General features: G+C 68.6%; 20 protein-coding genes. 14 read left to right on the forward strand and 6 right to left on the reverse strand.

The window, feature by feature from the left end:
• Window positions 1-10: 10 nt before the first annotated feature.
• On the reverse strand, window positions 11-946 hold the full coding sequence (locus tag QMA07_RS14210; protein WP_290162954.1) for an NAD(P)/FAD-dependent oxidoreductase: 936 nt from the start codon (window positions 944-946) through the stop codon (window positions 11-13).
• 171 nt (window positions 947-1117) lie between these two features.
• On the opposite strand from QMA07_RS14210, the gene dnaK reads away from it, so the two are divergent.
• From dnaK to QMA07_RS14235, 5 genes are read left to right on the forward strand one after another with little or no spacing between them, the layout of a single operon-like run.
• Complete coding sequence (gene dnaK, locus QMA07_RS14215; RefSeq protein WP_140038354.1) at window positions 1118-2980, forward strand: molecular chaperone DnaK; 1863 nt, start codon at window positions 1118-1120, stop codon at window positions 2978-2980.
• Window positions 2981-2982: 2 nt separating this feature from the next.
• Window positions 2983-3618 (forward strand): nucleotide exchange factor GrpE, encoded by a 636-nt coding sequence (locus QMA07_RS14220; protein ID WP_042536839.1) that lies wholly within the window; start codon window positions 2983-2985, stop codon window positions 3616-3618.
• A gap of 7 nt (window positions 3619-3625) precedes the next feature.
• Window positions 3626-4615: a DnaJ C-terminal domain-containing protein gene (locus tag QMA07_RS14225; RefSeq protein ID WP_290162958.1), complete on the forward strand. Its 990-nt coding sequence runs from the start codon at window positions 3626-3628 to the stop codon at window positions 4613-4615.
• 58 nt (window positions 4616-4673) lie between these two features.
• Complete coding sequence (locus QMA07_RS14230) at window positions 4674-5090, forward strand: MerR family transcriptional regulator (RefSeq protein WP_290163006.1); 417 nt, start codon at window positions 4674-4676, stop codon at window positions 5088-5090.
• 58 nt (window positions 5091-5148) lie between these two features.
• Complete coding sequence (locus tag QMA07_RS14235; RefSeq protein ID WP_290162959.1) at window positions 5149-6582, forward strand: FAD-dependent oxidoreductase; 1434 nt, start codon at window positions 5149-5151, stop codon at window positions 6580-6582.
• 52 nt (window positions 6583-6634) lie between these two features.
• On the opposite strand, the gene QMA07_RS14240 is transcribed toward QMA07_RS14235, so the two are convergent.
• Window positions 6635-7279 carry a Pr6Pr family membrane protein gene (locus QMA07_RS14240; protein ID WP_290162960.1) on the reverse strand — a complete coding sequence of 215 codons (645 nt, stop codon included), beginning with the start codon at window positions 7277-7279 and terminating at the stop codon, window positions 6635-6637.
• Between the two features lie 206 nt (window positions 7280-7485).
• On the opposite strand from QMA07_RS14240, the gene QMA07_RS14245 reads away from it, so the two are divergent.
• Window positions 7486-7926: a DoxX family protein gene (locus QMA07_RS14245; RefSeq protein ID WP_290162961.1), complete on the forward strand. Its 441-nt coding sequence runs from the start codon at window positions 7486-7488 to the stop codon at window positions 7924-7926.
• A 74-nt stretch (window positions 7927-8000) separates the two neighbouring features.
• On the forward strand, window positions 8001-8666 hold the full coding sequence (locus tag QMA07_RS14250; RefSeq protein WP_290162963.1) for a GntR family transcriptional regulator: 666 nt from the start codon (window positions 8001-8003) through the stop codon (window positions 8664-8666).
• A 48-nt stretch (window positions 8667-8714) separates the two neighbouring features.
• On the opposite strand, the gene QMA07_RS14255 is transcribed toward QMA07_RS14250, so the two are convergent.
• Genes QMA07_RS14255 through QMA07_RS14270 form a run of 4 tightly spaced genes read right to left on the reverse strand, consistent with a single transcriptional unit; the run spans window position 8715 to window position 12573 of the window.
• Complete coding sequence (locus QMA07_RS14255; protein WP_290162965.1) at window positions 8715-9149, reverse strand: ATP-binding protein; 435 nt, start codon at window positions 9147-9149, stop codon at window positions 8715-8717.
• Entirely contained in the window at window positions 9139-9471 is a 333-nt protein-coding gene (locus QMA07_RS14260; RefSeq protein ID WP_140038346.1) for an STAS domain-containing protein, read from the reverse strand. The genes QMA07_RS14255 and QMA07_RS14260 overlap by 11 nt, the downstream gene beginning before the upstream one ends.
• Complete coding sequence (locus QMA07_RS14265; RefSeq protein WP_290162968.1) at window positions 9455-11416, reverse strand: glycosyltransferase family 2 protein; 1962 nt, start codon at window positions 11414-11416, stop codon at window positions 9455-9457. The genes QMA07_RS14260 and QMA07_RS14265 overlap by 17 nt, the downstream gene beginning before the upstream one ends.
• Window positions 11413-12573 carry a GAF domain-containing SpoIIE family protein phosphatase gene (locus QMA07_RS14270; protein WP_290162970.1) on the reverse strand — a complete coding sequence of 387 codons (1161 nt, stop codon included), beginning with the start codon at window positions 12571-12573 and terminating at the stop codon, window positions 11413-11415. The genes QMA07_RS14265 and QMA07_RS14270 overlap by 4 nt, the downstream gene beginning before the upstream one ends.
• 157 nt (window positions 12574-12730) lie before the next feature.
• Here QMA07_RS14270 and QMA07_RS14275 point away from each other — a divergent pair, with 157 nt between their 5' ends.
• From QMA07_RS14275 to QMA07_RS14305, 7 genes are all read left to right on the forward strand, one after another.
• A complete protein-coding gene (locus QMA07_RS14275) occupies window positions 12731-13699 on the forward strand; it encodes a tripartite tricarboxylate transporter substrate binding protein (RefSeq protein ID WP_290162972.1) in 969 nt (322 codons plus the stop codon).
• A gap of 77 nt (window positions 13700-13776) precedes the next feature.
• Entirely contained in the window at window positions 13777-14313 is a 537-nt protein-coding gene (locus tag QMA07_RS14280) for a tripartite tricarboxylate transporter TctB family protein (protein WP_290162973.1), read from the forward strand.
• Window positions 14310-15965 (forward strand): tripartite tricarboxylate transporter permease, encoded by a 1656-nt coding sequence (locus tag QMA07_RS14285; RefSeq protein WP_290162975.1) that lies wholly within the window; start codon window positions 14310-14312, stop codon window positions 15963-15965. Before QMA07_RS14280 ends, QMA07_RS14285 begins: the two co-directional genes overlap by 4 nt.
• The gene (locus tag QMA07_RS14290; RefSeq protein WP_290162977.1) at window positions 15962-16831 is read left to right on the forward strand and encodes a dihydrodipicolinate synthase family protein; all 870 of its coding nucleotides are present in this window, start codon (window positions 15962-15964) and stop codon (window positions 16829-16831) included. Before QMA07_RS14285 ends, QMA07_RS14290 begins: the two co-directional genes overlap by 4 nt.
• A 59-nt stretch (window positions 16832-16890) precedes the next feature.
• Complete coding sequence (locus QMA07_RS14295) at window positions 16891-18588, forward strand: long-chain-fatty-acid--CoA ligase (protein ID WP_290162980.1); 1698 nt, start codon at window positions 16891-16893, stop codon at window positions 18586-18588.
• A gap of 64 nt (window positions 18589-18652) precedes the next feature.
• A complete protein-coding gene (locus QMA07_RS14300) occupies window positions 18653-19639 on the forward strand; it encodes a LacI family DNA-binding transcriptional regulator (RefSeq protein WP_290162982.1) in 987 nt (328 codons plus the stop codon).
• Between the two features lie 81 nt (window positions 19640-19720).
• Window positions 19721-21352 carry a fucose isomerase gene (locus QMA07_RS14305; protein ID WP_290162984.1) on the forward strand — a complete coding sequence of 544 codons (1632 nt, stop codon included), beginning with the start codon at window positions 19721-19723 and terminating at the stop codon, window positions 21350-21352.
• Window positions 21353-21355: the final 3 nt, after the last annotated feature.

Here is a 21355-nt window from a genome sequence, read left to right on the forward strand (position 1 = left end):
GGAGGCCGACTCAGTGCGCCGTGGCGATGCCGACCGCGTCGTGCACCATGACCGACGCGACCCTCGCGCCGGCGCCGGCTGCGACGATCAGCTGCTGGGGGCCGGGGATCGCGGCGTCGCCGGCGGCATACAGACCAGGGATGTCGGTGCGGCCCGACCGATCGGTGATGAGGTGCCCGTCGCGGTCGATCGCGGGTGCGAAGCCGTGCAGGAACGACAGATCGGTCTCCCATTCGGGCCTGACGAATCCGCCCTCGACGGTCACGACGGTGCCGTCGGTCAGTCTGATCGCCTCGATGCGCCCGCGGTCTCCGACGAGTTCGGCGATCGGAAGCCGCAGCACGGCGACTCCGGACGCGGCGAGCTCGGCCTCCTCCTCGGGCGTGACCGTTTCTGCGCCGAGGGTGAAGACGGTGAGACTCTCGGTCCACCGCGAGATGAGTCGGGCGCGGTCGGCGAGGTCAGTCGTCTCGCCGATGAGGGCGAGTCGCCGCCCCCGGAGCTCCCACGCGTCGCAGGCCGCGCAGCTGAAGAGGCTGATGCCGTAGAAGCCGCGCAGGTTGGGGACGTCGGGAAGGGTCTCGTGCAGACCCGTCGCAAGCAGCACGGATCGGGCGGCGACGACGTCGGTCGGGTCCTTGCGGCCGATGGATGCCGTGAATCCTGCATCCGCCCTGCTCAGCTCGAGCACTCTGACGCGTGTGCGCACCTCGATGTTGGGGTAGGCGGCGAGCTCGTCGCGGGCCATGCGGCGCAGTTCGTGCGGGGCCACCCCGTCACGGGTGAGGAAGCCGTGCGAGTTCAGGGTGGCGGCGTTGCGCGGACGATCGGCGTCGACCACCAGCACGCGCATGAGCGAACGCCCCAGGTTGAGAGCGGCGGACAGCCCCGCAGGACCACCGCCGATCACGAGCACATCGTAGGTGTCCGTGTCAGGCGTTCGCACAGCCTCAGTCTGCCACCTCGGATGGTCGAGGGATAAAGTTGAGCCAGTTCGTATCAACTTCATTTGACAGTCTCCGGAGGTCGGAGTACAGTTGAGTCATCGCGACTCAGGTTTCCCTGATCGCCCCGGATTTCCAGAACCACATCAACCTCAGCAACTAAGGAGAATCACATGGCACGTGCTGTTGGAATCGACCTCGGTACGACGAACTCCGTCGTCAGCGTCCTCGAGGGTGGCGAGCCGAAGGTCATCGCCAATGCCGAGGGCTTCCGCACCACCCCTTCGGTCGTCGCATTCACGAAGGACGGCGAGGTGCTCGTCGGCGAGACCGCGAAGCGCCAGGCCGTGACGAACGTCGACCGCACCATCGCATCCGTCAAGCGCCACATGGGCACCGACTGGACGTTCGACGTCGACGGCAAGAAGTGGACGCCGCAGGAGATCTCCGCGCGCATCCTCCAGAAGCTCAAGCGCGACGCCGAGTCGTACCTGGGCGACACGGTGACGGATGCCGTCATCACGGTCCCCGCGTACTTCAACGACGCCGAGCGTCAGGCCACCAAGGAGGCCGGCGAGATCGCGGGACTCAACGTCCTGCGCATCATCAACGAGCCCACCGCCGCAGCTCTGGCCTACGGCCTCGACAAGGGCAAGGAAGACGAGCTCATCCTGGTCTTCGACCTCGGTGGCGGAACGTTCGACGTCTCGCTGCTCGAGGTGGGCAAGGACGACGACTTCTCGACCATCCAGGTGCGCTCCACCGCAGGTGACAACCGCCTCGGCGGTGACGACTGGGACCAGCGCCTCGTCGACCACCTGATCAAGCAGTTCAAGGAGACCACCGGCGTCGACGTCTCGGGCGACAAGATCGCCCTGCAGCGTCTCAAGGAGGCTGCGGAGCAGGCCAAGAAGGAGCTCTCCTCCTCGACCAGCACCAGCATCAACCTCCCGTACCTGTCGCTGACCGAGTCGGGCCCGGTGTCGCTGAGCGAGACCATCACCCGCGCGAAGTTCGAGGACCTCACCAAGGACCTGCTCGACCGCACCAAGAAGCCCTTCGAGGATGTCATCCGCGAAGCCGGCATCAAGGTCGCCGACATCGATCACATCGTGCTCGTGGGTGGTTCGACCCGCATGCCCGCCGTCGCCGAGCTCGTCAAGCGCGAGACCGGCAAGGAAGCGAACAAGGGCGTCAACCCCGATGAGGTCGTCGCCGTGGGTGCCGCCCTTCAGGCCGGTGTCCTCAAGGGTGAGCGCAAGGACGTCCTGCTCATCGACGTCACCCCCCTCAGCCTCGGCATCGAGACCAAGGGCGGCATGATGACCAAGCTCATCGAGCGCAACACGGCCATCCCGACCAAGCGCAGCGAGACCTTCACCACGGCAGACGACAACCAGCCGTCCGTCGCGATCCAGGTCTTCCAGGGCGAGCGCGACTTCACCCGCGACAACAAGCCGCTGGGCACGTTCGAGCTCACCGGAATCGCCCCGGCTCCCCGTGGCATCCCGCAGATCGAGGTCACGTTCGACATCGACGCCAACGGCATCGTGCACGTGTCCGCCAAGGACAAGGGCACCGGCACCGAGAAGTCGATCGTCATCTCCGGCGGCTCGTCGCTGTCGAAGGAGGACATCGAGCGCATGGTGCGCGAGGCCGAGGAGCACGCGGCTGAGGACAAGGCGCGCCGTGAGGCCGCCGAGGTCCGCAACCAGGCCGAGACGCTCGCGTACTCGATCGACAAGCTGATCACCGAGAACGACGACAAGCTGCCTGAAGACGTGAAGACCGAGGTCAAGGCCGACGTCGACGCTCTCAAGACGGCACTGGCCGGCGAAGACGACGAGGCCGTGAAGACCGCGTTCGACAAGCTGAACCAGTCGCAGGGCAAGATCGGCGAGGCCATCTACGCACAGTCCCAGGCAGAGGGCGCCCCGAGCGCCGACGCCGCGGGCGAGGCTCCGGCCGATGACAGCTCCTCCGACGAGGACGTCATCGACGCCGAGGTCGTCGACGACGAGGACGAGAAGAAGTAATCATGACGGACAAGAACTTCGACGACAATCAGGTTCCTGAGCCCGCCGAAGGTCACAGCGAGGGGTCGGATGCTCAGGCATCCGGCCCCGCGCCGCACAACCCGGACTCTGACGAGGCCCGGGCTGCGGAAGGCTCTGACGACGCGGACTTCACGATCGACGACATCCTGAACGCCGACCAGACGGCCGAGGCCGCTGCGGGGGATGCAGCGATCGCCGACGCCGAGAACGCGCTGCTGAACGACCTCAAGCGCCTCCAGGCCGAGTACGCCAACTACCGCCGCCGCACCGAAGAGCAGCGGCAGGTCGAGATCGAGCGCGCGAAGGGCGAGGCCGCCAAGGGCCTCATCCCCGTGCTCGACGATCTCGATCGCGCCGCTCAGCACGGTGATCTGGTCGAGGGCACGCCCTTCGCCGTGATCGCCGGCAAGGTGCGCACGGTCGTCGAGCGTCTCGGTGTCGTCTCGTATGGCGAGAAGGGCGAGGAATTCGACCCCCAGCGCCACGAGGCGATCTTCCAGCAGCCCACCCCGGGCGCCGACAAGACCACGGTGCTCGAGGTCGTCGAGGTGGGTTACCGCCTCGGTGACGTCGAGCTGCGTCCCGCGAAGGTCGTCGTCGCCGTACCCGCAGAGTAGGTGATCGATGGCTAGCCAGGACTGGTTCGACAAGGACTTCTACAAGATCCTCGGGGTCTCGAAGGACGTCAGCGACGCCGATCTCAAGAAGACGTACCGCAAGCTCGCTCGCAAGTACCACCCCGACTCCAATCAGGGAGACGAGAAGGCGGAGGCGAAGTTCAAAGAGGTCAGCGAGGCGTACTCGGTGCTCTCGGATGCCGAACAGCGCAAGGAGTACGACGAGATCCGCGCCATGGGCTCGGGCGCACGCTTCACGGCGGGCGGTGCGGGAGCAGGCGGCTTCGAAGACGTCTTCAGCCGGTTCGGGCAGCAGGGGCGCGGGCAGCAGCAGTCCGCCGACTTCGAGGACATCTTCGCGATGTTCAATCAGGGTCAGGGCGGCACGTTCGGCTCCGGCCGATTCGGGCAGACCTCCGGCGGATACCGCGGCTTCGGCGGGCCCCAGAAGGGCGCCGACGTCACGGCGCGCACCACGCTCGACTTCGCCACCGCTGTGCAGGGTGAGACCATCAGCCTGCAGGGGGACGACGGCAAGCCGTTCAAGGTGAAGATCCCCGCCGGTGTGGCCGACGGGCAGAAGATCAGGCTTCGCGGACGCGGCCGCCCCTCGCCGGACGGCGGGGAGAACGGCGACGTCGTGGTGCAGATCGCGGTGCGACCGCATCCGGTGTTCACCCGTGAGGGGCTGAACCTGCGCGTGGTCGTTCCGGTGACCTTCACCGAGGCCGCACTCGGCGCGACGATCGAGGTTCCCACGCTCAGTGGCGACACGGTCAAGCTCCGGGTCGCACCCGGCACCCCCTCAGGGCGTGTCCTGCGGGTCAAGGGTCGCGGCGTCACCACCTCGAAGGGCACGGGCGACCTGCTCGCCGAGCTGCAGATCGCGGTGCCGTCGCACCTCGACGAGGCTGCTCGGGAGGCGCTGGAGAAGTTCCAGTCGCTCGAGCCGGCGGAGAACCCGCGTGCCGACCTCATGGCGAAGGCTCGGCGCTAGAAGATTATGACGAACGCGAACACCGAGGAGGAGGTGATCCACTGTGGCTGACCAGCGGATGGATGCCGACACCCCGGTGTTCGCGATCGCCGTCGCCGCCCAGCTCTCCGGGCTCCACCCGCAGACCCTGCGGCAGTACGACCGCATCGGGCTCGTGGTTCCGGGACGCACCTCGGGCGGCTCTCGTCGCTACTCGAGCCGCAACATCGAACAACTTCGCGAGGTCGCTCAGCTGTCATCCGAAGGCGTCAGCCTTCCGGCGATCGCGCGGCTGCTCGACCTCGAAGACGAGAACCGGATGCTGCACCTCCGCGTCGCCGAGCTCGACGCCGCTCTGCGCGCCGAGCGCGACAACCGTCCGGGCAGGCGCATCTTCGCCGCGGGATCCGCCGGCGTCATCCCGATGCCCAGCGGCCGCCGCATCCGTCGATCGGCCGAAGTCGTGCTGTGGCGCCCGGGTACCGGCCGCAGCTGAGACCCGCCCGCCGCGCGCGCCATTCATCCGCGCGCGGTATCGTTGCGACACGATGAGGATGACGCGTCGCACACTGCTGATGGGCGCCGGAGCCGGTGTCCTGGGAGTTCTTCTGGCCTCCTGCACACCCGAGCCGGCGCCGTCGCCCACGCCCGACCGCTCGCCCACTCCGAAGCCGACCGCCGGGGCGATCACGCCCGCCGCGTTCGCCCGCAGCTCATGGACGACCGACCCGTTCGCGCTCGGCGCTGCGAGCTTCACTCCGGTCGGCACGCAGGCCAGAGCCCGAGAGGCACTGGCCGAGCCGATCGACGGCCGGCTCTTCTTCTCGGGCGAAGCGACCGATGTCGAGGCGCCGGGAACGACCGCCGCCGCGCTCCGATCCGGAGATCGCGCCGCCGACGAGGTCCTGCGTGCCGCCGACAGCGGTGAGCGCGTGGCGATCGTCGGCGCGGGTCTCGCCGGTGCCGCCGCCGCCGCCCGACTCGTCGCAGAGGGGCTGCAGGTCACGGTGTTCGAGGCGCGCGACCGCGTCGGCGGACGCGTGCACTCGGTGGTCGACGACACGGCCTGGCCCTTCCCCGCGCAACTGGGCGGCTGGCTGCTCGGCTCCTCCGACGACGTCCTGCTCGAGACTTTCAACGCTCGCGACATCCGGACGGCTCCGATCGCCGGTGCGCTGTGGCGGTCGACCGACGGAGACGTCGAGCCGGTGCCGGTCGAACCGGTGCAGGCGGCGATCGCCACCGCCCAGCAGGGGCCGACCGACTCGTCTCTCGAGGAGGCGCTGACGGCAGCGGGCGCTGATCCTGAGGAGCCGGGACTCGCGGCGCTGCTCGCCTCGATCACGGCTGCGTCAGGGGCCGATGCCTCCGACGCGTCGACGTGGTTCCCCCCGCGGCTCCCTGCCTCCGAGATGGTGGCGCCTCTCGGCGACCTGACCCCGGCCGTCGACGAGCTGCTCGAGGGCGCGAAGCTGAGCCTGTCGTCGCCCGTCAGTCGCGTGGCCTACGACGAGGCGGGCGTCAGCCTCGGCATCGCCTCGGGGGAATCGCTGTCGTTCGACCGGGTCCTGATCACGGTGCCGCTCGGCGTGCTGCAGGGCGAGGGTCTGGAGTTCGCTCCCGCGCTGCCCTTCGGGCATCGGGGTGCCATCGCAGAGCTCGGTATGGGACTCATCGAGACGGTCTGGCTGCGTTTCGACGATCCCCTGATCGTGTCGGCACCCGCGCCCGATGCCGAAACCGATGCCGAAACGGAGCCGGAAGCCGAAGCCGATACGGAAGCCGAGTCCGCTGCGACGCTGTGGCACGTCGTCGGCGGCGATGCGCTGATCCGCACCTGGATCAATCTCGCCCCGGCCACCGGCGAGAACGTCGTGGTGGGCATCGTCGGCGGAGAAGCGGCCGGCACCTTCGCCGAGCTGAGCGAACAGAAGGCGCTCGAGGCGGCGATCGCCTCGCTCGCGCCGTTCCTCGCGGCACCGGCCTGACCCGCACCGGCCTGACCCGCACCGGCCTGACCCGCACGGGCCCGAACGGGACTCAGACCTCCGGGCGCTTCTGACCGCGTCGTCGCATCCGACTGACCAGCACGATGAATGTCGCGACGAGCGCGAAGATCGCCAGCGCCACCGCGCTGGTGAGCAGGAACTCGGGAGGACCGGACACCTGCCGGGGGTCGAGGAAGTAGTACGGATACCACCCCACAGACGGCCCGCGCCACATCGTGACGCCGCCCCAGGCGAGGGGGAAGGTGAGCGCCGTGGGAACCACCCACCACGGCACGCCGCGGTGTCCCGGTGTGAGCACCCAGGCGATGGCCGTGCACGCCGGCAGCCAGAAGTGCAGCACCTGATCAGACCAGGGAACATCTACCCGGATGCCGCGCAGCCCTGCCTGCCAGACGATCAGCGCGAAGGCGAGGCCTGCCGTGATGGTCCACGTGAGCACGAGCGCCAGGGCCACCGTGAACCAGCGAGGATCGCTCGCTCGGATGAAGGCGAGCACCGCGCCGATCAGCAGCACCACCACGAGCGCGCAGTTGGACTGCACCGTCAGATACGCGAAGAAGTTCTCGCCCGCGATCGATCGCGAGCTGAGGCCCCAGAACAGCCGGTGCACGAGCGCGACGGTGCACACTGCGGCCGTGGCCAAGCGCAGCACGCCGAACGCCGATCGTGCCCTCACTCTCGCCTCGTGCCCCTTCCCGGCTGAGCGCATCGTCGTCCAGACGGCGCATCTCCCATCCGGCGAGTCTACGGAAGGCGGCAGCGGTCGGGGCTACGACGACATGCGCACAGGAGAAGGAAAAGTGCTCTGAATAGCGTGGAGGCAGGGATAGCCCCTGCTCCGCGCCTGGCGCGCGGTGTCCTGCCACGAAGGAACATCTCCTCATGACGAACACCACCGCCCCCTCTGCCGCCGCCTCGCTGGGACTGCTCGTCCTGCGCATCGTGGTCGGCGCCGTCTTCGCCGCTCACGGAGCGCAGAAGATCTTCGAATACACGATCCCCGGCACCGTCGGCAGCTTCGCGGGCATGGGGGTTCCCATGCCCGAGATCGCCGCGCCCTTCGTCGCCTTCGTCGAGCTGATCGGCGGCATCCTGCTGGTGCTCGGCCTCTTCACCCGCCTCGCCGGCCTTCTGCTCGCGATCGACATGGTCGTGGCCCTCGTGCTCGTGCACCTCGCTGCCGGGCTCTGGGTGGGTGACGGCGGATACGAGTTCGTGGCCGTGCTCGGCGCGGCCGCGCTGGCTCTCGCGCTCACCGGCGCCGGGCGATTCTCGCTCGACCGTGCCTTCCTGCGCGGCCGGGTTCCCGCCTGGCTCAGCTGACGGAACGAGGGGGCGTCCCACGGGACGCCCCCTCTGTCGGTGTGTATCCTGTCAACAGTTAACAGGAGGTCACCGTGACACAGACCGTCAAGCGCGGAGAGTCCCTCGGCGCGCAGGTGGCGCAGGTCCTGCGTCAGCGCATCGTCCGAGGCGAGCTCTCACGCGGCGCACGCATCACCGAGGAGGCGCTCGCCGAGGAGTTCTCGGTGAGCAGGGGGCCGATCCGCGACGCCCTCACCCAGCTCAGCTTCGAGAAGCTCGTCGAGGTGCAGCGTCCGCGCGGTGTGTACATCACGGGTCTCTCGCAGGACGACGTGGATCAGCTCTACAGTCTGCGCGGCGCTCTCGAGCAGCTCGCGCTCTCGCGTGCCATGAGGGTCGACGACGACGCGCGGTGGGCGGCTATGGCGGCTGCGGTCGACCGCATGAGCGACGCCGCCGACAGGGGAGACCATGCGGCATTCGTCGCCGCCGACCTCGAGTTCCACTCGGAGATCTACGTCCTCGCCGACCATCCGCGTCTGCAGGGCGCGTGGAGCCAGTACCTGCCGACCTTCGCTTCGCTCCTCGAGGTGACGATCAACCATGACGACGACCTTCACGAGTCATCTGACGACCACATGAAGCTCATGGAGGTGATGCGCTCAGGCACGCCCGAGGAGGCGGCATCGGTGCTCACCGCTCACCTCGACGGCGCACGGGACCGGATGCTCAGCGAACTGGCCGACCGGCCGGCCTGACGGCGGCTGCCGACCGACTGCGGCTGCTGACCGACCGCGGCGATGGGCTCAGGCGGGAGGCGCGAGACGACGTCGCAGCACCCACGTGTTGCCGGTGGCGTCGCCGCTGTGCTCGAAGTCGTCGAGCACAGCGGTCGTCAGGGCCAGGCCGCGGCCGCTCTCGCTGTCGACACCGGGCATCGCCACCGCATCCCAGTCGATCCTGGCCGGATCGGCAGTGTCGACGAATGTGGCGACGAGCTCGTCGGCGCCCACCTCGATGTCGACCTCGACGGTGATGCCGGCATCCGGCTCGCCGTCCGCTTCACCGTGCGCGGCGATGTTCGTCGACACCTCGCTGACCGCCAGTGCGAACAGCGTGCGGTCCTCGGGGGTCACGTGCGGAGATGCCTCCCACAGTGCGTCGAGGGCGTCGAGGACATGCTCGACGAAGGCGGGCCCCGCGAGACCGGCGACGTGCGCGGTGCGCCGGTCAGCGCCCATCGAACGCCGTCTCGGGCGTGGGGTGGTCGAGCAGGACGCGGTCGAGGTTGGTCAGGTGCAGCACCGTCCGCACCGCCTCGGGTACTGCGGCGATGCGCAGATCGCCCCCCGCGACCCTGGCGCTCTTCAGCCCGCCGACGAGAGCTCCGAGACCCGACGAGTCGACGAACTGCAGTTCGGTCATGTCGATGACGATCCGGGAATCGCCACCGGCCACGAGGTCGTTGACCGCCTTGCGCAGCAGGGGTGCCCCCGTCGCCGTGAGGCGGCCGGACAGGGCGATCACGGCGAAGCCGTCTCTGATGTCAGTTCTGAGATCCATGGTTCTCCTCCTCGAGGGTTCGGGCCGGTCCGCGGTAGCGGGCGGCCTGGATGATGACGCTGAGCACGACGAGGTCGTACAGCACCCATACCGTGTTGACGAGAGTGCCCGTGCCGTCGCCCGTGCCGATGACGACCTTGGTCACACCGATCACGAGTGCGATGCCGAGCACGACCATCGCGGTCAGCTGCGGCCAGATCTGCCCCCACGGGACTCCGCGGGGATCCCGCCCGTCCTTGCGCGTCACGGCGAACGTGAGGGGGCGGTGGAACACGACGTTGGCGAACGCCGTCCAGCAGGCGCGGATCCAGACCGGGAAGAGCGCGAGCGAGTACTGCTGCCCGCGCCAGGTTCTGAGCCCCTTCGCCACCACGAGGAACAGCACCTGGTTGACGAGGAAGTAGGGCAGGAACCTCACGAAGAAGTCGACCGACCAGGCGGTGACCGGGAGCACGCCGAAGACGAGGTAGACGACCGGCGCCGTGAGGTAGACGACGGCGGCGAACCCGGACAGGTAGCTCCACATCGTCGCGAAGTACATCAACCGCTGTCCGATCGACAGTCCGCGCTTCGCGAGCGGGTTGTCGCGCAGCATGACCTGCAGGGTGCCCTGCGCCCAGCGCAGCCGCTGGGTCAGCATCGTACGAAGGTCCTCGGGGGCGAGACCCTTGGCCAGGATCTCGTGGTGGTAGACACTGCGCCAGCCCAGTGAGTGCAGTTGCATCGCCGTGGCCATGTCCTCCGTCACCGAGATCGTGGCGAGGGGGAGGATCGGCTGCGCCTCGCCACCTCGATCGAGCCGGAGCGCGTCGAGCAGCGCTCTGACGGCATCCAGCGCCGTGATGGGGGAGAGGTCGGAGTCGGCGAGCGCCGTGAGGCCCACTTCGTCGACGACGATCGCATCGAGCTGCGCGTCGTGAGCGATCGGAAGCGATCCCAGCTCCGCGAGATCGGATCGGATGCCGGCGAGGTCCTTGGCGACGAGGATCACCGAGGCGTTGTGCACTGCGGCCAGCACCGCATCCGCGACCTCCCTGACGGGGGTGCCGGCGGCGAGATCACGACGGCTCCGGCCGATCGCCACGTGCAGGGCGAAGAGTTCGCGTCGGAGCTCCGGGTCGGATGCCGAGCGCATCTCCTTCTCGATCAGGGTCTCGGAGGTGCGCAGCGCGCGGGCCGCGGTGTCGGTCACCTCGCGGACGTAGCCGATGATGCCCAACTGCATCAGGGCATCGCGCCGGAGCACCGCGTTCGAACCGCAGAAGAACGCCGCGTTCCATCCGTCCTTGCCCTGTTGGATCGGGCCGTAGAACAGCGGGGCCTGGCTGCCGAGAGGGTCGGCCTCGTCGACGTTGATGAACCACTGCGGCGTCTGCACCACGGCGACCTCTGGATCGTCGGCGAAGTAGCCCAGCGTGCGGTGCAGGATCAGCGGATCGGGGATCTGGTCGGCATCGAGGATGAGGAGGAACTCCCCGTCGGTCTCGAACAGCGCGCTGTTGAGGTTTCCGGCCTTGGCGTGGCGCGGCTTGCCCGTCCAGTCGTCCGAGCGCGTGAGGTAGCCGATGTCGGCCTCGCGGGCAGCCTGCTCGAGCTCAGGGCGGGCTCCGTCGTCGAGGATCCAGGTCGTGTGGGGGTACGCGATCCCGCGGGCGGCGCGAGCCGTCGTCATCACGAGCTCGATCGGCTCGTCGTAGGTAGCGATGAACACGTCGACGGTGCCCTGGGGCGGGGAGACGGGTGCCGGGCGTTCCTTGGCACGCCACATCGTCAGACAGAAGAAGAAGGTGTCGATCAGGCTGTAGGTCTCGGCGATCACGAGGGGCACGGCGATCCACCACGCCGACCAGTTGACCGATTCGAGCCACCGCCAGGCGACGTAGTTCACTCCCAGGAGCACGGAGAGGACGGCGATGACCCGGATGACGGCGAAGCGGGCGGTCATGCGTCGCGTCTCACCACGACCACGGTGATGTCGTCGGTCGCCCGGTCATCCGAGATGAGCCGCAGCGCCTCGTCGATCGCTCCGTCCGGGCCGAGCGTGTCGAGCACCCTGGCGACGTGGGCGAACGGGTCGTCGGCGTCGAGCACGTCGAGCAGGCCGTCGCTGCAGCAGACGAACGCGTCGCCGGGGTCGAGGCGGGTGCGCCGCGACTCGCGAGCACCCTGGTCCGGCAGTGCGGTGCCCATTCCGAGAGGCAGGCCGGTCGAACGAAGGTGCTCCCACGAGCCGTCGCTGCGCAGGATGAACGCCAGACTGTGACCGGCGTCGATCACCTCCAGATCGCCGGTCTCGGGCTGCAGCTCGGCGTGGACGGCGGTGACGAACATCGTCGTCTCCGAGAGGTCCTCCTCCAGCAGGCGGTCGGCCTCGGCGATCGCCTCGGCGATGCTGCGGTCGGGAGCCGTGCGCAGCGATGCGCGCACCCCGGCGGCGACGATGGCGGGGCCCGTGCCCTTGCCCATCGCGTCGGCGAGGGTGATTCGCAGAGCCCCGTCGTGCAGACGCAGATCGTAGAAGTCCCCTGCCAGGCGGCCGCGCGAGGCACCGCCGCCCGCGACCGTGTAACCGGCGATGGTGGGGATCGACTGCGGTCGCAGGGCGCTCTGGATCAGGGTGGCCTGATCGAGTTCGACGTCGGAGGCGATCTCGCTCTGCACCCAGAAGGCGAGGTCGCGGAGCAGGCCGCGCTGCGCCTCCGAGAACGAGTGGGGCTCCGTGTCGAGCACGCAGAGCGTCCCGACGGGCTCTCCGCCGGGTGCGTGGAGCGGGTGGCCGGCGTAGAACCGGAGGTGCGGGTCGCCGACCACGAACGGATTCGTGGCGAAGGTCTCGGTCGCGCTGGCATCCTCGATCACGACCGTACGGTCCTGGCCGACCGTGTAGTCGCAGAAAGAATCCTGCCTCGGGGCCTCGTCGCCACCGAGGCCGATCTCGGATTTGCGCCACTGGCGATCGCCGTCGAGAAGCGAGACGCTCACCATCGGCACGCCGAACATCTGCTTGGCCAGCCGGGCCACTCGATCGACTCGTTCATCCCGTGGGGTGTCGAGGATCCCGAGTTCCTCCAGCGCCTGCTGTCTTCTGAGCTCGTCGAACATGCTCCGCCTCCCTCGTCGCTGCTCTCATACTGGCATCTTGGGGAGGTGAAGACACCGTGTCGCGGACGATGTGGGGGTATCAGTGTTGACTGTTAACAGTCAACACTGATACGGTCAGTGGGTCGACAACAAGGTCGACCCACGTAGAGGAGCAAAGATGCCCCGCAAGCGCATCACCCGGGCGGCTGCCGCCCTCGCGGCCGTCGCCGCCACCGCTCTCGTCCTGTCGGCCTGCACGAAGGTCGAAGAGGGGGAGGAAGCCGCGTCGACCTTTCCGGAGAACGACATCCGCCTGATCATCCAGGCCAACCCGGGTGGCGGATCCGACCTGTCGTCGCGTGCCCTCGCGACCGAGCTCGAAGGCATCCTCGGTGTCAGCGTGATCCCCGAGAACATGCCGGGTGCCGCGGGTGCCCTCGCCATGGAGTACGTCGGATCGCAGGACCCCGACGGCTACGTCATCGGTTTCGCCCCGGTCGAGATCGCGATGCTCAACACCACCCAGAGCGCGAACGTGCTGCCCGAGGACTTCGACCTCCTCGGCCAGATCATGCTGGCACCCGGCGTCGTCACGGTCGGTGCCAACAGCGGGATCGAGACGCTGGAAGACCTGGTCGCCCAGGCGGAGTCCGGCGCGGTCACCGTGGCCAACTCCGGAGCCGGGTCGATCTGGGAGGCCGCGACGATCGGCCTCGGCGATGCGACCGGTGCCGCCTTCACCCCGGTGCCCTACGACGGCGGAGCCACGGCCGTCGCGGCCGCCGCCTCCGGCGAGACCGTCGCCGCGGTCTCCGGTCTGGGCGAGGCCCTCGCCCAGGGCGAAGCCGTGCGCATCCTCGCGGTCCTGAACGATGAGCGTCACCCCGACGCGGAGGACGTGCCGACGGCCGACGAGGCGATCGGTGAAGACGTGGTCTTCGGCGGATGGGGCGGCATCTACGCCCCGAAGGGTCTGCCGGACGACGTGAAGACCGAGCTCGAGGCAGCCGTCAAGGAAGCCGTCGAGTCCGACAGCTACCAGCAGTTCCAGAAGGACGCCGGAAACCTCGTGGTCTACCGCGACTCCGCCGAGTGGACGACGTTCGTCGACGAGCAGTTCGACCTGTTCAAGGAACTCCTGGGCTGACCGGCCCGGGCTGCGGGGTCGGCCGTACCGCCGACCCCGCAGCCGGACGCCGAACGCCAGACCAGGGAAGGAGCACCATGTCCCACGCCGATGCCACGTCGTCGATCGAGCAGGACGCTCACCAGGGAGCGAGCCCCTCACGACCGCTCGAGATCATCTTCGGGGCCGTCGCCCTGGCCTTCAGCTCCGGCTATCTCTTCCTGGCGACGCAGATCCCGCTGCGACGGGAGGCCCTCCCCGGCCAGATCGACGCCCGCTTCTGGCCCATGGTCATCGCGGTCACGGCGGTCGTCATCTCGCTCGCGATCCTGGCACTCGCCGTCACCCGGCCTGCGCCGGGGCGCGAGGATCTCGAGCGCATCCAGCCGGGCGGCATGGTCAGGGTCATCGCCACCCTCGTGATCACCGGTGCGTTCATCGCTCTGTGGTCGCTGGGTTCCGTCATCCTGTTCGGCTACCGCATCGAGGTCTTCCCGGTCGCCGCGGCCGTGCTGATGGCCGCTCTCATGCTGCTCTACGGCCACCGTCGCTGGGTCAGCCTGATCATCTACTCGATCTCCGTCACGGCGTTCGTCTACGTCGTGTTCGGGATGCTCCTGAGGATTCCGCTGTGAACGCGCTCATGGAGGGGCTGAACTCGCTCCTCGACATCTCGATCCTGCTCTACATGCTCGTCGGGCTCCTGCTCGGCTTCATGGTCGGAGCCTTCCCCGGCATCACCGCGACCATGGCCGTCGCGCTGGCCGCGGGATTCACACTCACGCTCGAGCCCGTTCAGGGTCTCGCCGTGCTCCTCACGATCTACGTGGCGGCGAACTTCGGCGATCGGGTGCCGTCGATCCTCATCAACACCCCAGGCACACCCGCGTCGATCGCCACGACCCTCGACGGCTATCCGATGGCCAAGCAGGGTCGGGCAGGGCTCGCCCTCACCATCTCGGCGATCGTCTCGGCCGTCGGCATCCTGGCCTCACTCGTGCTGTTCGCGGTGGCCGCAGTGCCGATCGCCAGCTTCGCCCGTGACTACTTCAAGTCGCCCGAGCTCTTCGCGCTGGTCGTCTTCGGCATCTCGATCATGATCGGCATCTCGTCGAAGTCGATGCTCAAGGGCATCCTCGCGGGCCTCTTCGGGCTCATGCTCGGCACCGTCGGCACGTACGCCGCGACGGCCGACCAGCGCTTCACCTTCGGGGTGCTCGAACTCGTCGAGGGCGTCAACTTCATCGCCGTGATCATCGGGCTCTTCGGCATCGCCGAGCTGTTCGACCAGCTGCTCACGTATCGCAAGAGCAACGTCCGCCCCATCTCGAGTCTCGGGCGCTGGTGGCCCAACCGCTCGGAGCTGAAGCAGAGCGGTCGGGCCACCGCGGTCGGCGGTGCCGTCGGACTCGGCGTCGGTCTCATCCCGGCGGCCGGCGGCGACATCGCCGGACTCATCGGATGGGAACGCGCCCGCAAGGTGTCGAAGCATCCCGAGCTGTTCGGCAAGGGCTCGATCGAGGGCGTCGCCGCCTCCGACACGGCCTCGAGCGCCACGCTCGGCGGCTCGCTCACGACCACGATGGCGCTCGGCATCCCCGGCGACTCGGTGATGGCCGTGATGATCGGCTCGATGATCATCTGGGGCATCACTCCGGGGCCCACCCTGTTCACGAACCGCCCCGACCTCGTCGTCTCGATCGTCGGCATCATGCTCGTCGCGACCCTGTTGTCGCTGGTGCTCAGCCTCGTGCGCATGAAGGGCATGGTGAAGCTGCTCGATGTGCCGCAGCCGTATCTGTGGAGCGGCATCCTGATCTTCTGCATCATCGGCACGTATGCGACCTCGAACAGCCTCTCTACGGTCGTCACCATGCTCGTCTTCGGCGTGATCGGTGTGCTGCTCAAGCGGATGCAGGTGCCAGCCGGCCCGATCGTGCTCGGCCTGCTTCTCGGGCCGCTCGCCGAAGAGAACCTGGCGCGCACCCTGGCGATCCTGCCGACGCGTCCGTTCTTCGAGGTGGTGAGCCCGATCGCGATCGTGCTGCTCGTGCTCGCCGTGCTCTCGATCGTCATGCCGGCGATCCGCGCCGCTCGCACGCCCCGTGGTGAGCGCGCCTCGCTCGAGGACTCGATCCTCCAGGCCGAGAGTCGCGAGCAGATCGAGAGGGCGCACGGCGAACTCGCCGCCGACCCCGACCTGCTCACGTCGACCGTCCGCAACGTCGACGCACCCGCGCGGCGTACGCGCAAGACCCGCAAGAACTCCAAGGAGAACGAGAAGTGACCCGCTACGACATCCTCACCGCCGTGCCCACCGCCTTCCACAGCGACGGTGCACTCGACCTCGAGGGATCGCGAGCGATCTTCCGCTTCGTCGCCCGATCGGGCAACGAGGGGGCGTTCATCCTCGGCACCACGGGTGAGTTCCCCGCCATCGACGCGACCGAGTTCGCCGCGATCGTCGAGGCGGCGCTGGCCGAGCTGAAGGATCGCATGCGCGTCGTCGTGCACGTGGGTCAGCCGAGCACGTTCGAGGCGCTGCGGCTGGTCGAGATCGCGAAGGGGCTGGGCGCGACCGAGTTCGCCGCCCTCACTCCGTACTACCTGAGGGCCACCGACGAGTCGATCTTCCGGTACTTCGAGGCGCTGTCGGGCGCGGTCGGCGATGGTCGGCTCTACGTCTACATCTACCCGGCGCGCAGCGGCAATCCGGTGTCGGTCGAGCTGCTGACGCGCCTGGCCGCGCTGCCGAACATCGTGGGTGCCAAGGTCAGCGAGCTGTCTCTCGACGAGATCGCCGCCTACCGAGCCGCGGTCCCCGCCGACTTCGAGCTGTACACCGGGGCTGACCGTGACCTGATCGCGGCGGTGCAGTCGGGTGCCCAGGGCGTCGTGTCGGGCGTCTCCTCGGTCACGCCGAAGCCGTTCCGAGCGCTGGCCGACGCCGGACGCTCCGGCGATGCCTCAGCGATCGCCGCTGCCCAGGCCGCCGTCGACGACGTCGTGTCGCTGATCGGCGGCGACATGGCGCGCATGAAGGAGGCCTACCGCGTGCTCGATGTCGTCGACACGCACTGCCGCATGGCGATCGCCGAGCCGACGGATGCCGAGCGCGAGGCCGTCGCGAGGGTCGTGGTGGCGCACAGCTAGACGACGAGCTGCGGCGCAGATCCGGGGCGGCTCACAGCCGTGGGAGGCAGGATGGGTTCATGTCCGTCAACCCGCATGAATCCCGGCCGTGGCTCGCCTCTTACGCAGACGACGTGCCTGCCGAGATCGAGGCTCCGACCCAGACACTGCCCGAGATGATGTCCGCGAGCATCGCGACGTTCGGCCGTCGGCCGGCGCTCGAGTTCTTCGGCGCGGTGACCACCTATCGTGAGCTCGGGGAGCAGATCCTGCGCGCGGCAGAGGGGCTCCGGCGCCTGGGGGTGCACAAGGGAGACCGGGTCGCACTGGTGCTGCCCAACTGCCCGCAGCATGTCGTTGCCTTCTATGCGGCGCTCCGTCTCGGCGCCATCGTCGTCGAGCACAACCCGCTCTACACGGCGCGGGAGCTGCGGCACCAGTTCGAGGATCACGGTGCGAAGGTCGCGATCGTCTGGGACAAGACGGTCGACACGATCGCGGACTTCCCTTCGGATCTGCGGGTCGAGCACATCGTGAGCGTCGACCTCACCGCCGCGATGCCCGCCTCGCAGCGCATGCTCCTGCGGCTGCCCATCCCGAAGGCGCGGGCGTCGAGGGCCAAGCTGACGGCCGCTCCGAAGGCGCGTCGCGCGCTGGCCTGGAAGAAGCTGGTCGACCATCGTCCGCTCTCGCGCCGCGTCGAGGGCCCCGCGCTCGGCGACACCGCCCTGCTGCAGTACACGAGCGGAACGACGGGTGACCCCAAGGGAGCGATCCTCACCCACGCGAACCTGCGCGCCAACGCGATGCAGGGTCGGGCATGGGTGCCCGGACTCGTCGACGGCGAGGAGACGTTCTACGGCGTGCTGCCGCTGTTCCACGCCTACGGGATGACGCTCTGCCTGACGTTCGCGATGAGCATCGGCGCGAAGCTCGTGCTGTTCCCCACCTTCGACCTCGGCCTCGTCACGAAGGCGGCGCGCACGAGTCCGCCCACCTTCCTCCCCGCCGTGCCGCCGATCTACGACCAGCTCGCGCGCGCCGCGTCGCGCGGAACCATCGACCTCTCCACGGTCCGCTTCGCGATCTCGGGTGCCATGAGTCTCCCGGTCGCGACCGTGCAGCGGTGGGAGGAGGCCACGGGGGGACTGCTCGTCGAGGGCTACGGCATGACCGAGAGCTCGCCCGTCGCGCTCGGCAACCCGATGGGTCGCAGCCGGCGCCCCGGCACGGTCGGCGTGCCGTTCCCGAGCACCGAGATCCGCGTCGTCGATCCTGCCGACACCGACGTCGACATGCCTGCGGGCGAACGGGGTGAGCTGCTCATCCGCGGCCCTCAGGTGTTCCAGGGCTACTGGGGTCGTTCGGGCGACACCGCCGATGTGCTGCTCGCCGACGGCTGGCTGCGTACCGGCGACATCGCCGAGGTGTCGGACGACGGCTTCGTGACGATCGTCGACCGCCTCAAGGAGCTCATCATCACCGGCGGGTTCAACGTCTCTCCCAGCGAGGTCGAGGATGCGCTCGAGGCGCATCCCGACGTCGTGGCTGCCGCCGTCGTGGGCCTGCCCCGGTCGAGCGGGGGCGAGGAGGTCGCCGCCGCCGTCGTGCTGCGTGACGGCGCGACACTCGACTCGGGTGCGCTGCGTGACTTCTGCCGCACTCGGCTGACCCCCTACAAGGTGCCCAAGCGGATCGTCGTCGTCGACGAGCTTCCTCGTTCGCTGATCGGCAAGGTGCTGCGCCGGCAGGTGCGGGATCGGATGCTCGCCGACTGACCGCGGGCCGGGTTCGTCGACTCGCGATCCGATCGAGGATGCTGAAATCGGTTACAGTATGCCGATGGCCACGATCTACGACGTCGCACGGCTCGCTCAGGTCTCACCGGCCACCGTCTCCCGCGTGTTCAACGGCACCACCGTCTCTGCGGCGAAGGTCGAGGCGGTGCGCCGAGCTGCCGAGCAGCTGCGCTTCACGCCGAACCGCACCGCGCGGAACCTGCGACGACAGAGCTCCGAGGTCATCGGGCTCGTGATCCCCGACATCGAGAACCCGTACTTCACCGAGATGGCGAGAGGTGTCGAGGACGTCGCGTCGGAGGCCGGGTTCTCGGTCGTGCTCTGCAACTCCGACTCGCAGGTCGAGAAGGAGGCGACGTACCTGCGGATCGCGATCGCCGAGCACATGTCCGGCGTGATCATCGCTCCCGCTTCCGAGCGGACGAGGCTCGACGTCATCCTCGACACGGGCCGTCCCGTCGTCGCCGTCGACCGTCATACGGTCTATGACATCGACGGCGTCATGATGGCCAATCGCGAGGCCGGGGCTTCGGCCACGGAGGGGCTGCTCGCCGCCGGATTCCGCAGGATCGCGTACATCGGCGGTCCGGAGGGGATCGACACGGCCGCCGAGCGTGCCGCGGGCTGGCGCACGGCGCTCGCCACCGGCGCTCCTGAGATCGCCGCCGACGAGCTGCTGCGGTTCGCCACCTTCCGCGTCGACGGGGGACGGGCTGCCATGGAGGAGCTGCTCGCGCTGCCGGAGCGTCCCGACGCGGTGGTGGCCGGCAACAACCTGATCGGCGTGGGGGCGATTCAGGTGCTGACCGAACACGGTCTGACCCCGCCTCAGGTCGGGGTCGCTGTGATCGGTTCGCTGCCCTTCACCACTCTGTCGCCCACCGCGGTGACGGTCGTGCGACTGCCGGCGCGCGAGATGGGAGTCACCGCGGCGCGGATGCTGCTCGAGCGCATCGGCGGCGACGATCAGCCGCCGCGCACGGTGGTTCTGCCGAGCGAGATCCTGCCGGCCGGCGCGATCAGGGCTTGACGGGGCGCTCCCATCCCTTGCGGGATGAAACCGATTTCACGTACAGTTGCAGAACACGTGCGATCAAGGAGGACGCGAGTCATGACCTACACCCTGCCGGCACCGGCACCCCGCCCGACATCCGCGCCGAAGACCGCGTACCTCATCGCGTCCGGTGACCTGCGAGAAGCGGCGAACACCGGCGGCTGGCCCGTGCAGGTCGAGCTCGAGGCCGGCGTCACACGCGTCTTCGAAGAGCTCGGCTGGACGGTCATCCGCGCCAACGACGTCGACCCCGCCACCGGCCACGGCTTCATCTCGAGCCAGCGCATGGGGCTCGAGGTCTTCAAGAACATCCCGACGGATGCTCCGCTCATCGTGGCGGAGGCGGTGTGGCAGTACTCGCACCACGTGCTCGCGGGGCTGCGGACGCACGAGGGCCCGATCCTCACCGTCGCGAACTTCGCGGGCGACTGGCCGGGCCTCGTCGGACTCCTCGGCCTGAACGCTGGCCTCACCAAGATGGACAAGCCGTATGCCACGATCTGGTCGGTCGACTTCACCGACGACTGGTTCAGGAGCGGCATCGAAGAGTGGACCGAGACCGGCTCGATCACGCACGACGCGTCACATGTGCGCCCCCTGCCCGAGCTCCCCGACAGCCCCGAGAAGCAGCTGGGTGAGGCGCTCGCCGCTGAGCTGCGCGCTGAGAAGGCCATCATCGGCGTCTTCGACGAGGGGTGCATGGGCATGTACAACGCCATCTTCGACGACGAGCTGCTCAACAGGACCGGCATCTACAAGGAGCGCCTCTCGCAGTCGGCTCTGTACGCCGAGATGCTCGAGGTCGGCGACGAGGAGGCGGATGCCGCCTATGACTGGCTCATCGACGCCGGCATGACGTTCCGCTACGGCGAGGATGCCGAGACCGAGCTGACCCGCGAGCAGGTGCAGTGGCAGCTGAAGATGTACATCGCCGCGCTCCGCATCGCCGATGACTTCGGGCTCGACGCCGTCGGCATCCAGTACCAGCAGGGCCTGAAGGACCTGGTGCCGGCATCCGATCTCGCCGAGGGCATCCTGAACTCGACCGAGCGCCCGCCCGTGACGTCGCGCGACGGCTCGCGCGTGCTGCACGAGGGGCGTGCGTTCCCGCACTTCAACGAGGCCGACGAGGGGGTCGCGGTCGACGCGCTCGTCACCGACCGGGTGTGGCGGGCGATGGGCCTGGTGCCCGACAACACGCTGCATGATGTGCGCTGGGGCGAGGACTTCGACGGAGAGTTCGTCTGGGTCTACGAGATCTCGGGCTCCGTGCCGGCCTCGCACCTCGGTGGATGGCAGAACGCCGAGGGGTGGCGCCAGGGTCATGTCTTCTTCCCCGCGGGCGGGGCCACGATCAACGGCGTCTCGAAGCCCGGAGAGATCGTGCTGTCGCGGGTGTTCATCGCCGACGGCATCCTGCAGGCCGACATCTTCCGCGCATCCGTCGTCGACCTGCCGGACGCAGAGACCCAGCGCCGAAAAGACGCGACGAACCCCGAGTGGCCGATCGCGCACGTGGTGCTGCACGGCGTCTCGCGCGACCAGTTCATGGCTCGCCACAAGGCCAATCACGCGCAGCTCGTCTACGCACCGGATGCCGAGACGGCCGACAGGGCGCTGATCGCCAAGGCCGCGATGTTCGCCGGCATGGGCATCAAGGTCAACGTGGTCGGAGACGTGAACATCTGACCG

Origin of the sequence: Microbacterium sp. APC 3901, assembly GCF_030407765.1 — a bacterium.
GTDB lineage: Bacteria > Actinomycetota > Actinomycetes > Actinomycetales > Microbacteriaceae > Microbacterium.